The 15,685-nt window shown below is 57.2% G+C and carries 13 protein-coding genes and 1 pseudogene; 13 read left to right on the top strand and 1 reads right to left on the bottom strand.

Annotation, left to right across the window (positions count from 1 at the left end):
- The first annotated feature begins 1 nt into the window (after position 1).
- From ACJJVH_RS30630 to ACJJVH_RS30585, 10 genes and pseudogenes are all read left to right on the top strand, one after another.
- Complete coding sequence (locus ACJJVH_RS30630; protein ID WP_412066302.1) at positions 2 to 1,606, top strand: ABC transporter ATP-binding protein; 1,605 nt, start codon at positions 2 to 4, stop codon at positions 1,604 to 1,606.
- Positions 1,607 to 1,610: 4 nt separating this feature from the next.
- On the top strand, positions 1,611 to 2,705 hold the full coding sequence (locus tag ACJJVH_RS30625) for an ABC transporter permease (protein WP_412066301.1): 1,095 nt from the start codon (positions 1,611 to 1,613) through the stop codon (positions 2,703 to 2,705).
- Between the two features lies 1 nt (position 2,706).
- The gene (locus tag ACJJVH_RS30620; RefSeq protein ID WP_412066300.1) at positions 2,707 to 3,627 is read left to right on the top strand and encodes an ABC transporter permease; all 921 of its coding nucleotides are present in this window, start codon (positions 2,707 to 2,709) and stop codon (positions 3,625 to 3,627) included.
- 55 nt (positions 3,628 to 3,682) lie between these two features.
- Complete coding sequence (locus ACJJVH_RS30615) at positions 3,683 to 4,621, top strand: NAD-dependent epimerase/dehydratase family protein (RefSeq protein ID WP_412066299.1); 939 nt, start codon at positions 3,683 to 3,685, stop codon at positions 4,619 to 4,621.
- 45 nt (positions 4,622 to 4,666) lie between these two features.
- Positions 4,667 to 5,956, top strand: coding sequence for a styrene monooxygenase/indole monooxygenase family protein (locus ACJJVH_RS30610; RefSeq protein WP_412066298.1), 1,290 nt, complete (start codon positions 4,667 to 4,669; stop codon positions 5,954 to 5,956).
- Positions 5,957 to 5,961: 5 nt separating this feature from the next.
- Positions 5,962 to 6,495 carry a flavin reductase gene (locus tag ACJJVH_RS30605; RefSeq protein WP_412066297.1) on the top strand — a complete coding sequence of 178 codons (534 nt, stop codon included), beginning with the start codon at positions 5,962 to 5,964 and terminating at the stop codon, positions 6,493 to 6,495.
- Entirely contained in the window at positions 6,496 to 7,908 is a 1,413-nt protein-coding gene (gene hydA / locus ACJJVH_RS30600; protein WP_412066296.1) for a dihydropyrimidinase, read from the top strand.
- 137 nt (positions 7,909 to 8,045) lie between these two features.
- Positions 8,046 to 8,786 (top strand): annotated as a pseudogene (locus ACJJVH_RS30595) (PfkB family carbohydrate kinase); the annotation flags it as partial.
- Positions 8,787 to 9,385: 599 nt separating this feature from the next.
- Positions 9,386 to 9,532: a hypothetical protein gene (locus ACJJVH_RS30590; RefSeq protein WP_412066295.1), complete on the top strand. Its 147-nt coding sequence runs from the start codon at positions 9,386 to 9,388 to the stop codon at positions 9,530 to 9,532.
- 697 nt (positions 9,533 to 10,229) lie between these two features.
- Positions 10,230 to 10,658 carry a hypothetical protein gene (locus ACJJVH_RS30585; protein WP_412066294.1) on the top strand — a complete coding sequence of 143 codons (429 nt, stop codon included), beginning with the start codon at positions 10,230 to 10,232 and terminating at the stop codon, positions 10,656 to 10,658.
- Between the two features lie 427 nt (positions 10,659 to 11,085).
- On the opposite strand, the gene ACJJVH_RS30580 is transcribed toward ACJJVH_RS30585, so the two are convergent.
- Positions 11,086 to 11,382, bottom strand: a complete 297-nt coding sequence (locus tag ACJJVH_RS30580) for a hypothetical protein (protein WP_412066293.1) — start codon at positions 11,380 to 11,382, stop codon at positions 11,086 to 11,088.
- 88 nt (positions 11,383 to 11,470) lie between these two features.
- On the opposite strand from ACJJVH_RS30580, the gene ACJJVH_RS30575 reads away from it, so the two are divergent.
- The 3 genes from ACJJVH_RS30575 to ACJJVH_RS30565 all read left to right on the top strand — a co-directional run bounded on the left by ACJJVH_RS30575 (position 11,471) and on the right by ACJJVH_RS30565 (position 15,666).
- On the top strand, positions 11,471 to 11,980 hold the full coding sequence (locus ACJJVH_RS30575; protein ID WP_412066292.1) for an RNA polymerase sigma factor: 510 nt from the start codon (positions 11,471 to 11,473) through the stop codon (positions 11,978 to 11,980).
- A gap of 37 nt (positions 11,981 to 12,017) precedes the next feature.
- Positions 12,018 to 13,073, top strand: coding sequence for a FecR family protein (locus tag ACJJVH_RS30570; RefSeq protein WP_412066291.1), 1,056 nt, complete (start codon positions 12,018 to 12,020; stop codon positions 13,071 to 13,073).
- Between the two features lie 112 nt (positions 13,074 to 13,185).
- Positions 13,186 to 15,666: a TonB-dependent siderophore receptor gene (locus ACJJVH_RS30565; protein WP_412066290.1), complete on the top strand. Its 2,481-nt coding sequence runs from the start codon at positions 13,186 to 13,188 to the stop codon at positions 15,664 to 15,666.
- Positions 15,667 to 15,685: the final 19 nt, after the last annotated feature.

Raw genomic sequence — 15,685 nt, 5'->3', positions numbered from 1 at the left:
CATGTCGCAAGCGCCCATACCAGCGCCATCGGATACCAGAGGCGAAATCCTGGCCCTGAACGGGATCACCAAGGCCTTCGGCGACCTGATCGCCATCGAAAATGCCTCACTGACTGTACGCAAGGGGGAGATCCATGCTCTGGTCGGAGAAAATGGCGCCGGCAAGTCGACGCTGATGAATATTCTCTATGGTATCCACGAGCGAGACGGCGGCGAAATTCGCCTCCGCGGCCAGGATGTCCAATTCTCCGGCCCAGCCGATGCCATCCGCGCCGGGGTCGGCATGGTGCATCAACATTTCAAGCTATCTCCGTCATTTACCGTCGCCGAGAATATTATTCTTGGCTCAGAGCCCATGAAGGGGGCAGGCAGGGTGGACTTCACCAGGGCGGAGGCTGAGACTCGTGAACTGAGCCGCCGCTTCGATCTCGAGCTCGATCCGCAGGCGATCGTGGCCAAGCTGCCAGTCGGTCTGAGGCAGCGGGTCGAAATCCTGAAAGCCCTCTACCGCAGCGCGGAGATCCTCATCCTTGATGAACCGACAGCGGTGTTGACGCCGAACGAGACCCGGGAGTTGTTCAACACCATGCGGTCGCTGGCTGCTAGCGGCTGCACGATTATCTTCATCAGCCACAAGCTTCGGGAGGTGCTTGCCGTGTCCGACCGCATTTCAGTCATGCGGCGCGGCAAGATCATGCGCACATTCGACAACAAGAACGTCACCGCGCAGGATATTGCCAACGAGATGGTCGGCCGTTCGGTGCTGCTGCGCGTCGACAAGTCGGCCGCACGCGACGTCGGCAAGCCGATGCTCGAAGTGAACGATCTTGTCGCTTTCGGCGATCGTGGCGAACGGGCGGTCGACGACCTTTCGCTCGTCGTGCGGGGCGGAGAAATCGTCGGCATCGCTGGTGTCCAGGGCAATGGCCAGGATGAACTGGTCGAGTGCATCGCGGGTTTGCGAGCGCCAGGCGCAGGTCGCATCACGATCGACGGAATTGCGGCATCCGCCGAACCGCGCACGGCGCGCGAAGCCGGGCTTGCCTATATTCCCGCCGATCGCGGTGGGCTTGGCCTTTCCCTGCAAAGCCCTCTCTGGGAAAATCTCAGCATCGGCCATCTATCGGAGGTCTCGATGGGGCCGTTCCTTTCGGCACGGCGCGCGCAGGCAAGGGCTGAAACGCTTATCCGGTCCTACGACGTGCGGGGCGGAGGAATGTTCGCCACCGCCGGCTCTCTCTCCGGAGGCAACCAGCAGAAGATCCAGATCGCCCGCGAACTGAGCCGGGATGCAAAGCTGATCGTCGCCGAACAACCATCACAGGGCGTCGATATCGGCGCGATCGAATCGATCCATAAGGTGCTGGTCGCCATGCGCAATGCCGGCAAGGCGGTGCTCGTCGTATCGGCGGACCTCGACGAGGTGATGGCGCTCTCCGACCGGATCGTCGTCATGTATCGTGGCCGGATCGTTGCCGATCTCGCGAGTGAAGAGACCACCTACGAGGAAATCGGGCGTTACATGGGCGGTCTCCACGAAGATGCTCATACGAGTTCCGCCAGGCCCCGCCAAGGCACAGAGCCCACCGGTGCGATCAACGGATAGCGACATGGAAAGCATCAGAACATTGCTCGAAAAGCTCATCAAACCATTGCTTGCACCGCTGGTCGCCATGGCGATTGCCACTGTTGTCGGCGCCATCCTGATCGTGCTGCTTGGTCGCAATCCGCTGGAGGTGTACGAGACGCTGCTCGAAGGCGGGCTCTCCGGCTGGCCGAACCTGTCCGTCACGTTACAGATGATGACGCCGTTGTTGTTCACCGGCCTGTCGGTTTCGATCGCCTTCCGCGCCGGGCTCTGGAATATCGGCGCCGAAGGGCAGATGCTGATCGGCGCGATGTTTGCCGGCGTTGCCGGCTATGCCCTGACGGGTCTTCCGACCATAATCCATCTGCCGCTCTGCATCCTTCTGGGCTTCCTGGGAGGCTTGATCTGGGCATCGATCCCGGCACTCCTGCGCGTTTATCTCGGGGTGAACGAACTTGTTGTCTGCCTGATGCTGAATCCTATAGCGCTGCTGCTGACCGGCTATCTCTCGACCAGGGTTTTGAAAGCACCGGGTCCGACGAACAAGCTGCCAGACATCGCCGAGAGCGCCTACCTGCCATCCTTCTCGATCTATTCGCAGCTCAATGCCGGGATCGTTCTCGGCATCGCGGTCTGCATCGTCTTTCTGATCTTCAACGCCACCACAGTGAGAGGCTTCATTTGGAAGCTGATCGGGCTCAATCCGCGCTTCGCCCATTATGGTGGCATCAACGTCAAGGCCAACGCGCTTTGGGTCATGCTCGTCAGTGGCGGTGTAGCAGGGCTCGCCGGGGTCGAGCAGGTCCTTGGACAATATCATTCCTTCTATGACAATTTCTCGCCGGGCTTCGGTTTCGACGGGATCGCGGTCGCCATGCTCGCCAACTCCAACCCTCTCGGCGTGATCGCGGCCTCCTTCCTATTCGGCACGCTGAACGGCGGAAGTGCCGTCCTGCAGATGACCACGGGCCTGAGCAAATATTTCGTGCAGGTGCTCCAGTTCATCGTGGTCCTCGTTCTCGCCGGCAAATTCGTCTGGCGCCGCCGGCCCCGGGCTCCCCGGCAGGAGGTCGCCCCATCATCCGTCGAACCCAAAACCGTCACCCAGGAGATCTGACATGATCGAAGACCTTGCTTTCTCCGCGCTTCGCATCTCGGCACCCTTGGTGCTGGCGGCTCTTGGCGGCCTGCTGACCTTCCAGGCAGGTATTTTGAACATTGCGCTCGACGGTTTCATGATCATCGCCGCGTTCGCCGCCGTCGCCTTCGCCTATGCAAGCGGCAGCCTCACCGTCGGCATTCTCGCCGCGGTTGTCTGCTCCATGCTCCTGGCGGCGTTGCTGGTGACCTTCAATCTTCGCTTCAAGGCCCATATTTTCATCGCCGGCATCGCCGTAACCTTCATCGCCTACGGCCTCACAGCGCTGCTTCTCGAAGGCATCTTCGGCCAGGACGGCATATTCACCTCAAGCGAGATCCCAACCTTTCCGGCGATCGACATTCCTCTCGTCGAGGATATTCCGTTCATCGGACCGGTCGTCAGCGGCCATACGCTGCTGGTCTATATCGCCTATCTCGCGATCCCGCTCGTCTACTGGGTGCTCTACAAGACGCGCTGGGGACTGCGGGTGCGCGTCGTCGGTGAGGCCGAGGAGGCGGCTGCGGCGGCTGGCGTCAACGTCGAGCGCATCAAGATCGAGACCATGCTCGCGTCGGGTTTCTTTTGCGGACTCGCCGGCGCCTATCTCTCGCTCGGTTATGTCTCGCTGTTTGCCAAGCAGATGACCAACGACCGCGGCCTCATCGCGATCGCGGCGATCATTTTCGCCAAAGGCAACCCATTCGCCACAGCGCTCGTCGCACTGCTGTTCGGCCTTGCCTCCGCCTTGTCGATCCGGCTTCCGGAGGTGACCGGTATCGCGCCGCAGTTGTTGCAACTGATCCCCTATGTCGTCACCGTCCTGGCGCTGATCATCGTCGGCATCCGGAGCGCGAGGACGAGAAACAAGCATGGCAGATGGAATTTCGACATAGCCTGAAAGGCGACCGGATGGAATTCGCAGGAAGCCGGAAGAAGAATGGGAGTAGCATGCAATGCGTGAATCGATCCTCGTCACGGGAGCCAACGGCCTGATCGGCTATGAGGTCGTCAAACGGCTGGCCGGCGCCGGGCGCAATGTCATCGCCGTGGACCGGACGGTGTCGGATGTTGCAACGCTCACCGGAAACGCCTTTCCTCTGGAAATCGGTGACCAGCACAGGCTGCATGAACTGGCAGATCGTTTCCAGATCGACGCCATCGTTCACTGCGGCGGCGTGTCAGGCCCGATGCTTGGCCGCGACAATCCGGCAGCCCTGTTCAATACCAATATCGGCGGCACGATCGACGTCGCCGAGGTGGCGCGGCAGCGCACTCTTCACGGTCATTCTTGCCGGCTTCTTTTCTGCTCGTCGCTTACCGTATACGGCAACCAACCGCAGGACGGCATCCGGGAAAGCAATCCGCTGCTGACGCGGCAGTGCTATGCCTCCAGCAAGGTGGCCGGTGAGGCGGTGGTGCTCTCCTATGTCGAGGAGCACGATCTCGACGCGATCGTGCTGCGTATTGCCGGCGTCTACGGCCCGCGTCGCCGGACGAGTTGCGTGCTGCGACTGATGATTCAGAACGCACTGGAGGGGAGGCCTACGTATCTGCGCTATGGCCAGGGTTTTCCACGGCAGTGGGTGCATGTCGACGACATTGCCGCCGGACTGATCCTGGCGCTCGACGTAGAAGCACCGACCGAGCGCGTCTTCAATCTCAGCGGCGGCGTCAATCCGACGATCGACGAGGCTGCAGACATCATCCGCGCGGTCATTCCGGCGGCAGATATCAGGCTCGATCCCGGCGCAGATCCGGAAGACATCACGCTTGGCCTCCTTAGCATTGAGGCGGCGCGCCGCGTGCTCGGATACGAGCCGTCCGTTACACTTCGGGACGGGATCCATCGCCTCATCCAGTCGATGCGCTCTGGCGACCGACCCAACCAATGATACCAAATTCAAGGGCCCTCACGGCTCGAAAAGGGGAACCCACGCATGAAAAAGATCGCGATCATCGGCTCCGGCCAGGCCGGCTGCATCCTGGCCTATTCTCTGGTGAAGAAGGGCTATGACGTCACGCTCTATTCCGACAAGACGCCGGACCAGTGGCTGAACCATTCCGCGCCCACCGGCACTGCCTGCCTCTACGCCGAGGTCATCGACATCGAGCGCGAGCTTGGCATGGATTTCTGGTCCGATGGCATGTTCCCGGCGGAAGGCGTTCTGCTTGAAAGCGCCCGCTTCCCCAGCGACCCGGAAGCGACGGTAATGAAGGGCCGGATTGAATATGGCCGCAGCGGTGGAGCAATCGACCAGCGCATGCGCATCCACCGCTGGCTGGAGGATTTCGAAAGCATCGGCGGCAAGCTGGTGATCGAAGGCGTTACCCCGGAGCGCGCCGACCGGGTCGCGCTCGAAAACGACCTCACCGTGCTGGCTGCCGGCAAGGCCGATCTTGGCCGGCTCATTCCACGTGATCCGCATCGCAGCGTCTACGAGCGCCCGCAGCGCAACCTTGCAATGACCATCGTGCGCAGCAAGTCGGGCCGGCATGTGCGCGAGTGGTTTTCTGGCCGGACGCCGTACAGCTCGACGAAGTTCGATTTCTTCGCCGATTCCGGCGAATATTTCTGGGTGCCCTACAATCACAAAACGTCCGGCCCGACCTACGGCATTCTGTTCGAGGCGCGGGAGGGCAGCCGCATGGACCGCTTCGCCGGCGCCACATCAGGGCAAGAGGTCACCGAACATGCGCGCAACATCATCCGCGAATTCGCCCCGTGGGAGCACGATATGGTCGATGATATCGAATACGTCGACGAGGATCCGCACGGCTGGCTCGTCGGCCGCTTTCCGCCGACGGTCCGCAAGGCTTTTGGACGCCTTCCGTCAGGTGGGCTGATCATGCCGGTCGGCGACACCGCCATTACCTTCGACCCGATCTGCGGGCAGGGCGGCAACTTTGCCAGCCGCAGCGCGAAGTATCTCGCGGAGGAGATTGCACGACATGGCGATCAGCGCTTCGACGAGGTCTGGATGACCGAAGTGAATTACGGCATGTGGGAGAAATTTGGCCGCGGCGGCTGTGACCTGACGCGTATCTTTCTCGAACCACCATCACAAGCAACACAGATCGTCCTGGACACGGCCCGCGCCGACGAACGAGCGGCTGACGCCTATTATTACGGCTTCCCGCACCCGGAAAGTATCGTTCCTGCCTTAACCGATATCAATGTCGCGAAGGCCTTTGCCGCACGCCACGGCATCACGCAGCCCGGATATTGACCGCGATGCCTAGGTCCGGTCACTTCACCGACATCCAGGAGGATGTAACCGTTTCGTTGCAGGCTTTCCGGGACGGCATGAGCCGTCTCGGGGCAGCAGTGAACGTCATCACATCGAACGGGCCATGCGGCCGCCTCGGCTTTACAGCCACAGCCGTCTGCAGCATCAGCGACACACCGCCGTCGCTGCTTGTCTGCATGAACCGCCGCAGCCTGCAGAACGGCCCGATCCGGCAAAATGGCGTCTTTTGCGTCAACACCTTGTCCGCCGGCCAGCAGGATCTTTCCGGTGTGTTTTCCGGGGTCGGAAAGCTGGAGATGGACGACCGCTTCACGCATGGGAAATGGGCGACGCTGGAAACCGGATCGCCGGTCCTGGTCGATGCGATCGTGTCCTTCGACTGCAGGATCGTTCAGGCACTTGAGGTCAACACCCATACGCTCATGATCGCCGAGGTGCTGGCGGTCAAGAACGGCTCGCGGGCGACAAGCCTCATATACCTCAATCGCCGTTATCACGAACTTCATCCGGAGACCTGAATGGAACCGAAATTCGATCTCGTCATTCGCGGCGGAACCGTCGCCACGGCGGCCGACACATTTTCCTGCGACATCGGGATCGCGAACGGCAAGATCGCTGCGCTTGCCCGTGATCTGCCGAGCGGCATGAGAGAGATCGACGCGACGGATCTGCTCGTGCTTCCAGGCGGGATCGACAGCCATGTCCATCTCGATCAGTACCAGGGCGAGGGGATCGTCATGGCAGACGGCTTCGAGACAGGCAGCCGAAGTGCGGCGGCCGGCGGCAACACTTGCATCGTTCCCTACGCCCTGCAACGAAAAGGACAGTCGTTGCGCGATGCCGTCGCAGACTATCACGCGAAGGCCGACGGGAACTCACTGCTCGACTACGGCTTCCACCTTATCATCAGTGATCCGACACCGGCGGTGCTTGGCCAGGAACTCCCGGCTTTGATCGCAGACGGTTACACATCAGTGAAGATCTTCATGACCTATGACGATCTGGTCCTCAAGGATCGCGAGATCCTGGAAGTTCTCAGTATCGCCCGGCAATATGGTGCGATGGTCATGATCCACGCGGAAGGATACGACCAGATCAAATTCTTGACCGACAAGCTTGAGCAGACCGGCAAGACCGCACCCTATTATCATGCCGAATCCCGGCCGCAACTCGTGGAGCGCGAGGCCACCCATCGCGCCATCGCCCATGCCGAGCTGGTCGATGTCCCCGTCATGATCGTCCACGTCTCGGGCCAAGAGGCAATGGAGCAGATCGAATGGGCGCGAAGCAGAGGCATCAAGGTCTATGCCGAGACCTGCCCGCAATACATCGTGCTGACGGCAGACCACCTGAAGGGCCTCAACATGGACCATTCGGGTGCAAAATACGTCTGCTCGCCGCCTCCGCGCGATCGTGCTTCGCAAGAAGCGATCTGGCGCGGCATCGTCAATGGCATCTTCCAGACCGTCTCGTCCGACCACTGCCCGTTCCGCTACGAGGATGCACAGGGAAAATCCAACCCGAAGGGCAGAACCTCCTTCCGCTGGGTTCCGAACGGCATTCCGGGGGTCGCAGCACGCATGCCAATCCTGTTCTCGGAAGGTGTCGTCAAGGGCCGAATTTCGCTACAGCGCTTCGTCGAACTCACCTCGACCAACCACGCCAAGCTGTTCGGCATGTACCCGGCGAAAGGTACGATCGCTATCGGGTCGGACGCCGATCTCACCCTCTGGGATCCAGAAAGGCAGATAACCATGACGCAATCTCTCATGCATCACGGCAGTGATTACACGCCGTACGAGGGTCTCGAGGTCAAGGGTTGGCCAATAATGACCATCCTGCGTGGAGAAGTCATATTCGATGATGGCCAACCGGTCGGGAAGAAGGGCTTCGGCCGCTTCCTTCCGCGCGACATTGCTGGCAGGCACTAGGTGTCTCATGATCGTTGTTCTGGGTTCGATCAACATCGACACGTCCGATTTGAGGTCGATAGCCTGCCCGCCGCCGGGAGACCGTCCATGCGCGCAATCGAGGCCTTCTCGGCGGTGGCAAGGGCGCCAATCAAGTCCTAGCGGCCAAGCGGGCCGGCGCCGCTGTCGCATTTTTTTTGGGCGCTGTGAGAGCAGATCGGTCCGCTGACATCGCTCTCGGAGAACTCGTTGAGGCGGGCATCCCCGTTTCGAACGTCGCAATGGTGGAGGAGGATACCGGTTCCGCCAACATCTACGTCGATCGACACGGTGAGAATTGCATCGTCGTTGCGACCGGAGCAAATGCGCTCGTGGATATCGATATGGCGGCGGCCGCAGTCGCCAGCGCAAAGAATGGGATTCTGGTCTTGCAGCAAGAGATCCCCTTCGCGACCATCAAGGCGGCGCTAGAACTCGCCCGTCTGAACAACGTCCAGACGATCCTTAATATTTCGCCCTTCGATGAAACGTCCGCCGACCTGTCGCGGCTGGCCGATATCGTGATCGTAAACCAGCATGAGTGGCTACGACTGAACAAGGGCGCGAATCTGCCCGGCACGATGCAGGACTGGAGCCGTTATCAGCGCCAGACCCTTGTCGTGACGAAGGGGGCAGACGGCGTTGCCGTATCCTCACCATCGGAATATTTTGAGATGCCAGCTCCCCAGATTCAGCCCGTACATACGGTGGGGGCGGGCGATACCTTTTGCGGCTACTTCGCGGCGACGCTCGACCATGGCGGATCACTTCGCGAGGCTGCCCAAATTGCCGCCACAGCGGCCAGCCTCGCATGTTTGAAACCTGGGGCACAGCGTCCATTCCTGTCAAAGACGAAGTGATCAAAGCACTGTATCAAGCCAATTGAATACCGCTCGTTGTCGCGCTTTCTGAGCCGGCCACGTTTTCCTCTGCGTGCCGGAGCACGGCAATTCAGATCACGTAACTACGCGGCTTGTCGGGATCGGCATTTAATTGTGAGAATGGTGGCTTCGGTATTCTCATTAACGGCATTTCAGACCAGGTCAGTTCGACCTGCGCGCCTGGAAATAGTCATTCAAATCGGACTGCCGACGTGACGGTTAATCCGTCCTGAACAAGCAAACCTATCAGTTCACTCTTGGCTGCAGAAGGGCAATCCTGAAGCGTAAGCTGTTGCCCGGCTTACATAAATTAGTTCAAATATATGCTACATGAACAACGGGGCGGGCGGCTTCGAGTCCTTTTTGGACCAAACTCAATGATGGTCGTCGAATGGCTTGGTCTGCAGCCATTTCATCATCTTGAACACATTTGAACTGCGCTCAATGCGCACGACAAAGGCAGCAAACAGCTGTTTTCCATATTGTCGCCTTATAAAAAGCAGGCTAATTATTAGTCATCTATCAAAATTATCGTCAGCACGATTATGTCCCATACAAAACGCGTACAGGTTCAGGACTTGCCTGAAAAAGCTGCTGTCGCCGCCTATGAATTGATCGCCAAGGCTTATGAGGGAGACGTTTCGGTCCTGAACATCGAGCTGACGCTCACCGACGACGGTAGACGTGTCGGCCGGTTCGAAATCAGCATTCGTCGGATCGATTAATCCCCTGCAAGGCAAGGTCCGCGAGACCGATCAAAAGGCAGTGCGCCCGGAAGCTAAGTCGTCAGTGAAGAAATCGCCGGTGACATTGGCACGAAACAGGTCGTTGAATTGGTAACCGATGCCCAGGCCGCCGGAAAAATCACCGCCGAAGCGGTTCGAATCGAAATGACCGGAATCGTAATCGCCTCCAGCGGGATCATAGGCGCGGAATGTCGTATCGCTGCGGCTGGCGTTGACGGCGTATCCGACATCGCCGCGTACGTACCATCCCTTTGCAGCCTGGACGCTGACTTCGGGCAGCTTGACGCTTGCTTAGAGCGTCGATTCTGTTTGGTATATCCGCCGTCGAAGATCCGAAATCGTCTTTCATAATTCCTGTCAGGACTAAAATTGAGGGCTTTTCTCTACCTCCTAATATAACGCAGTCCCGTCGACGCCAGCAATTTCAGGGCACTTTGCCGAACGGGGTGCTTCTGTGAAACGTCATGGCCGATCCTTCAAATTTGGAAACCGCCGATATCGGCAGGAATGACGGCCATGATCCCTATTGGACACATGCCCGTTTGCTCGGGCTCACGATGTTGCCATGATATGGCAATTCTATAAAACCTTCGGATCGATAGGAGCATGGCTGCCTTATCGACACGAAGCATTGCAATTGGTTTGATGACGAACACCAACAAAAGAGACGAACATAATGACGAGTTTTTTGGAAAAGTGGTCCTCCAGGAAGTTTGACAAGCCGAAGGCCGGCACACGTAGCGCCGTCGACGCCTTCCGCGTCAGGGTGGCTGAGCAGAAGGCATATCTGGCCGAGTTTGAGAGTGACGCAACCGGTTTCACCAAGTGGCGGTCGACCTGGTTCCAGCGCGTGCCCGGCGGCTTCGGCGAGACCATCGGCCGTGACTCGATCGATGCAGGGCAGGGGCTAAAGTACGTTGTTCTGGAAACCACCGCCCAAGTTGCGGAATTCCTTGATGATCTTCTCCAGCATGCTGACCATGACGTTTCGTTTCAGAAGGCGCTTGAAGAAAATCGTTCGCGTCGCGCCTCGCTTCTGAATACCGCCAAGATGAAGACGAAAGCGCCTGCGACGAAGGCGGCGAGCCGGAAGCCAGCAATGTGAAAGCAACGGAAGCAAAACCAGCGCGGGACGGGACGGAGGCAAAAAGGCCGAAGCGTGGACGCAAGGCAAAGGTATAAGAATCCGGCACAGAGAGGCCCGCGAATGTCGGCCCCTCTGTGACTTTGTCGGAACTCTCCTGCCTGTGGGCGCGGTAGTCCCGCTCAGGCCTCGGTTAGTTTATCACTCTGCCTTGCACTTGAAATTCGCCTGCGGTTTCACGATAGTTCAGACACTCGCCGTGATGTTGCATGAGTTGGCGACCAACGCAAAAATATGGAGCTTTCCGGTAAGCTCCGATCGCCTGATTGTCGGTGGTCGCCGAGCCCTCGAGGCTAAAGGGCAAGTCCGTCACGGTTCAGTTCTATAATCCGTCCATTCTGGTCGTTGCCTGCTCACGCCCGTTTCCCGACGTTGCTCAGGCATGCTCTCACACGGCCATGCCAATGCCGGTACTCGATAATTTCCACTCTTCGCCAGCATGGCCCAGATCACCCGCGTCATTTTGTTTGCGAAAGCGCCGCCCTTTCGTCTTTATGACACCGCCAGATTGCGGGCCTTTGTCGCTTTTTCCCACGAGAACGATCCTAGAACCATCTGTGAACTCGCTTCTTGGAAGTTTAGCGAACCCTTTCCAGGGGCGTGCGTTGCCGGGTTCCATATCGAGATTATGAACAAGTCGGTCATAAGGAAGCTTGCGCAATGGTCGGGTAAGGAAAACTTTCAATGCACATCTTGAACTGATATTATGACTATATTAATCCACTTTTGAGGGCGTGACGTAGTCCTTAAAGCAGAATGGAAGAGTGCCTTCAGTGGATGACGCCGCGCTAAAGAAGCTCTTTGTCGCCCATAAGCGAGAGCTGCAGTCATATCTAACAAAAAAACTGCGCGATCCCGACCTGGCTTCGGATCTGACCCAGGAAACCTTTCTCCGGTTTGCAGAGCATAAACGTGAGGGGCCAGCGCAAGTCAAAGATGATCGGTCTTATCTGTATCGCACTGCGCACAATCTTGCGATCGATCATGTTCGGAAGCGATCGCGCCAAAAGACCGATAGCGTCCCCCCAGAATCTTTGTCTGAATTTCGAGACGAGCATCCAACCCAGGAAGACGAAACAGACGCGAGGCTGCGCCTTAGCCGTTTGCGTGATGCGGTAGCAGAATTACCTGAACTCACGAGAAGAATTTTCGTTTTGAACCGGGTCGAAGGACTGACCTACTCCGAAGTCGCTAATCGTCTTTCCATATCAGACAGCAGCGTCCAGAAACATCTGGCCAAGGCACTTTTTCACGTTACCAGGAAAATGGGCAATCCCCGATGACGATAAATTGCCGCCATTCTTTACCGAGCAGGCCCTCATGAAACGTCTTAGAAAAATAGCGGGTGCAAATAAACGGAAGTACGACGTGTTAAATTCTGAGAGCGAAGGCGAAAAGATTGAAATGGAGGCGGCCGAATGGGTCGTACGCCTCGATGGTCAAGTATCGTCATCTGATCAGCATGCATTCCGACTTTGGCTTTCAAAAAGCGAAAATCACGAACGGGCCTTCTCCATAGCCAGCGCTGTTTGGGCAGAAGCGGCTGCTTTACAGAAAAGTGCAAGACCTGCCTATTATCAGGATACTTCGTTCACTGCCCCCGTTGTTCAAGGCTATTTCAGACCTAAATCAAGGCGCATCTTTGGCCCGGTTGCAGCACTTGCTGCGTGTCTGACGGCTATCATCGGCGGTACAACATATTGGGTCGGCGATCCGATCATTGCTTTAACGGCCGACTATCACACTGAACCGGGAGAGCAGCGACTTATCAAGCTGGTAGACGGGTCGACGATCGAGCTTGGGCCTAATTCCGCAATCGATATCCGATTTAGCTCTGAGGAGCGCCGTGTAGAACTTCTTTCAGGTGTCGCTTATTTCATAGCGGCACCGAGGGCCGGATCAGAGAAACGGTCGTTCATTGTCGAAAGTGCCGGCGGGCAGGTAACTGCCGTCGGAACGCAGTTTTCCGTTGATAGACTCGAGGATGGTGCGGACGTAATAGTGGCTGAGCATCAGGTCGATGTTGCTCTCATGACACGCGACGAAAACCAATTGCCGATCAGGCTGCCGGAGGGCAGTCGCGTGCACTATTCCGAAGCTGCCGGTGTGGGTTCGGTGGAGAAGGTCGATATCGAACAGGCGACGGGGTGGCGGCGCGGTCGGCTTGTCTTCGATGATGTACCTTTGTCGAGAGTGATCACCGAACTCAATCGTTATCGTCGTGGACGGATTGTCATCGCGAACAAAGATATCGCGTTGCGCCGCGTGAGTGGTGTTTTTGACACACGCGACCTTGGTACTGCGCTCGGTCGAATAGCCACGGAATTGAACCTGCGCACAGCCTCGGTGCCTCCGGTTGTCACGGTTTTGTACTGATCGCAGATCGCTGCAAAAAACCGGAAAAAAGTTTTACCGAAAAACATGAGTAGATTCGTCTTATTTCCCGACACGTTCAAGGGGGCGCGTCGGGTCTATTGTAGGGGCATGTATGAAGACGAATTATAGAGGTAGCAGCCCGTTGACACGCGGGATGATCGCGACGTCAAGCTTATTGGCGCTCTTGGTTTCATGGCCGGGTGGTATAGCCCAAGCGCAACAAAAGACGATGCGAGTGTCACAAGCTCCCGCTCTTTTAACTCTCAACATTCCCGCGCAAAGCTTGAACTCCGCTATTCTGGCTTTTGCAGACAAGGCAGGTGTCCAGGTCTTCTACGATACCGCGCGAGTTCAAGGGCTTCGAAGCGGCGGAGCCCGTGGTCAATTTACGCCTGAGCAGGGGTTGGCACGAATCCTGACCGGCACAGGCATGTCCTACCGGTTTACCGGTGCAAATAGCGCGACGATTAGCGCAGGATCACCGGCGGAAGCGAATACACTTGAGCAAGGCGGCGCGACGGAATTAAAGCCCATCACCGTCCGAGCCACGAGTACAACGAGCGACTCCTTTACGGATATGCCGAACCCTTCCACGGTCATTGGCTCTAAGACGCCGCTGACGCAACGGGAAATTCCTCAAACTATATCCGTTGTCACGCAGCAGAAGATACAACAGCAAAATGTCCAAACGTTGAACGAGGCGCTTCAACGAGCACCTGGCGTAACGGTTCTTCAAAGCGATTCATCGCGCTATCAATATTATGCACGTGGTTTTCCCATCGGATCGATCCAGGTCGATGGCCTGCCGACATCGACGAACCCCAATCTTTCGCAGACGTCCAGTACCGGTGCTCCCAATCTTGCCATGTATGATCGTGTAGAGATTCTCGATGGCCCAGCCGGTCTCTACAATGGTTTTGGAAGCCCAGGCGGTGTCGTCAATCTGGTTCGCAAACGCGCACCATATCAATTCAGCGCATCGACGGAGCTTAGCGTCGGTTCGAGTGGCGAACGCAAAGCCCTTTTCGATGTTGGTGGCCCTATTAATCCAGAGGGAACGGTCCGTGGCCGGATCGTCGGTGACGTCTTGAACGGAGATCTGGTTCAGGACGGAACCTGGAAGAAGGATCGTGCGATTTTCGGGACCATCGAAGCAGATCTCACGCCACAGACGTTGTTGCGCCTTGGCGCCAGCTACAGCAGGCGCACCGATCACGATACCTGGGTCGGAAGCCCAATTTACTCCAACAATACGCCAGTTGGTGACCGCTCTCATTACTTTGGTAGCGATTGGAACAAAGATATATATGAAACGACCGACGTTTTTGCGTCGTTGGAACATACCTTTGATAATGATTGGAAATTGCAGTTTACCGGCGATTACAGCTATCTGAAGAATAGCATTCTGCAGACAGATATCTACACACTCGTCGACCCTGCCACCGATCTGGCAACCATCGGCTCCGGCAAAAAAGATGGTAGTGAAAGCAACAAGTCGTTTGACGTCTTTGCGAGCGGGCCGGTGGAACTGCTTGGCCGCAACCATCAGTTCACCATCGGCGCAAACTATTCGCGGATGGACGAACATCAAACAACATATTATGGCGCAGGCGGAGATGACTTTAATAGTCAAGTGATCGACGTTTTTGATTTCAACTATGCCAAGCCGGTGTGGCTTGGCCTGCCAACTGACACCGACGAAAATCGCACCAAGACCTCGCAATTTGGGATTTACGGGAATACTCGCCTCAGCATCACCGATCCCCTGACGGTTATTCTCGGAGGCCGCGTGACATGGTGGCGATCTGACTTTGAACCAGACGCCGTCTATAATTACGATAATTATGATGCGACGCATGACCGCTACGACGGCAAATTCACGCCCTATGCCGGTGTCGTCTACAAACTGAATGAAACCTATTCGGCGTATGGAAGCTATTCCAGCATCTTCCAGCCGCAGACGGAGCGCAGCAGCAATAACGCTGTCATCGATCCCATCGAAGGCCAACAATATGAAGTGGGCGTGAAGGGCGAGTATTTCGGCGGCGATCTCGTTGCATCGGCTGCCCTGTTCCAGATCAATCAGAAGAATCGGGCCGTGCTGGATCCGAATTTCCCGTTCGACGCATTTTACGTCGCGCAGGGAAAAGCCAGAACACGTGGCATCGACCTGAGACTTTCAGGACAGATTGCAGACGGACTGACGATTTTCGGCGGCTACACCTACAATAACTCCAAATATCTTGATGCGGATAGCACAGACGATTTCGGCTCGAATTTTTCTCAAATCGCGCCGACCCATCTCTTCAAAATTTGGACTAATTATCGTCTACCGGATCGCTTGAATAAGTGGGAAGTCGGAGCAGGTCTCAATGTAACCAGCGAATTGTATGCGGAAACGCGTACGGGGAGGCTGACGCAGCCCGGTTATATCACAGTGGATGCTCGTATCGCTTACAATGTCAGCGACAAGGTTTCGATTGCGCTGAACGGAACCAACATCTTCGATCGGCAGTATTTCCAACCGGCGAGCCACAGCGTGAAATGGGGAGACCCAGCCAAGGTAATGCTAACGCTGCGGGCAAAGTATTGATCCGGTGAGGCAGAATAGA

This window comes from Rhizobium sp. SYY.PMSO (assembly GCF_046840415.1).
Taxonomy (GTDB): Bacteria; Pseudomonadota; Alphaproteobacteria; order Rhizobiales; family Rhizobiaceae; genus Rhizobium.
The sequence above is the reverse complement of the archived record's forward strand: the minus strand, read 5'-3'. Positions and strand labels throughout refer to the sequence as shown.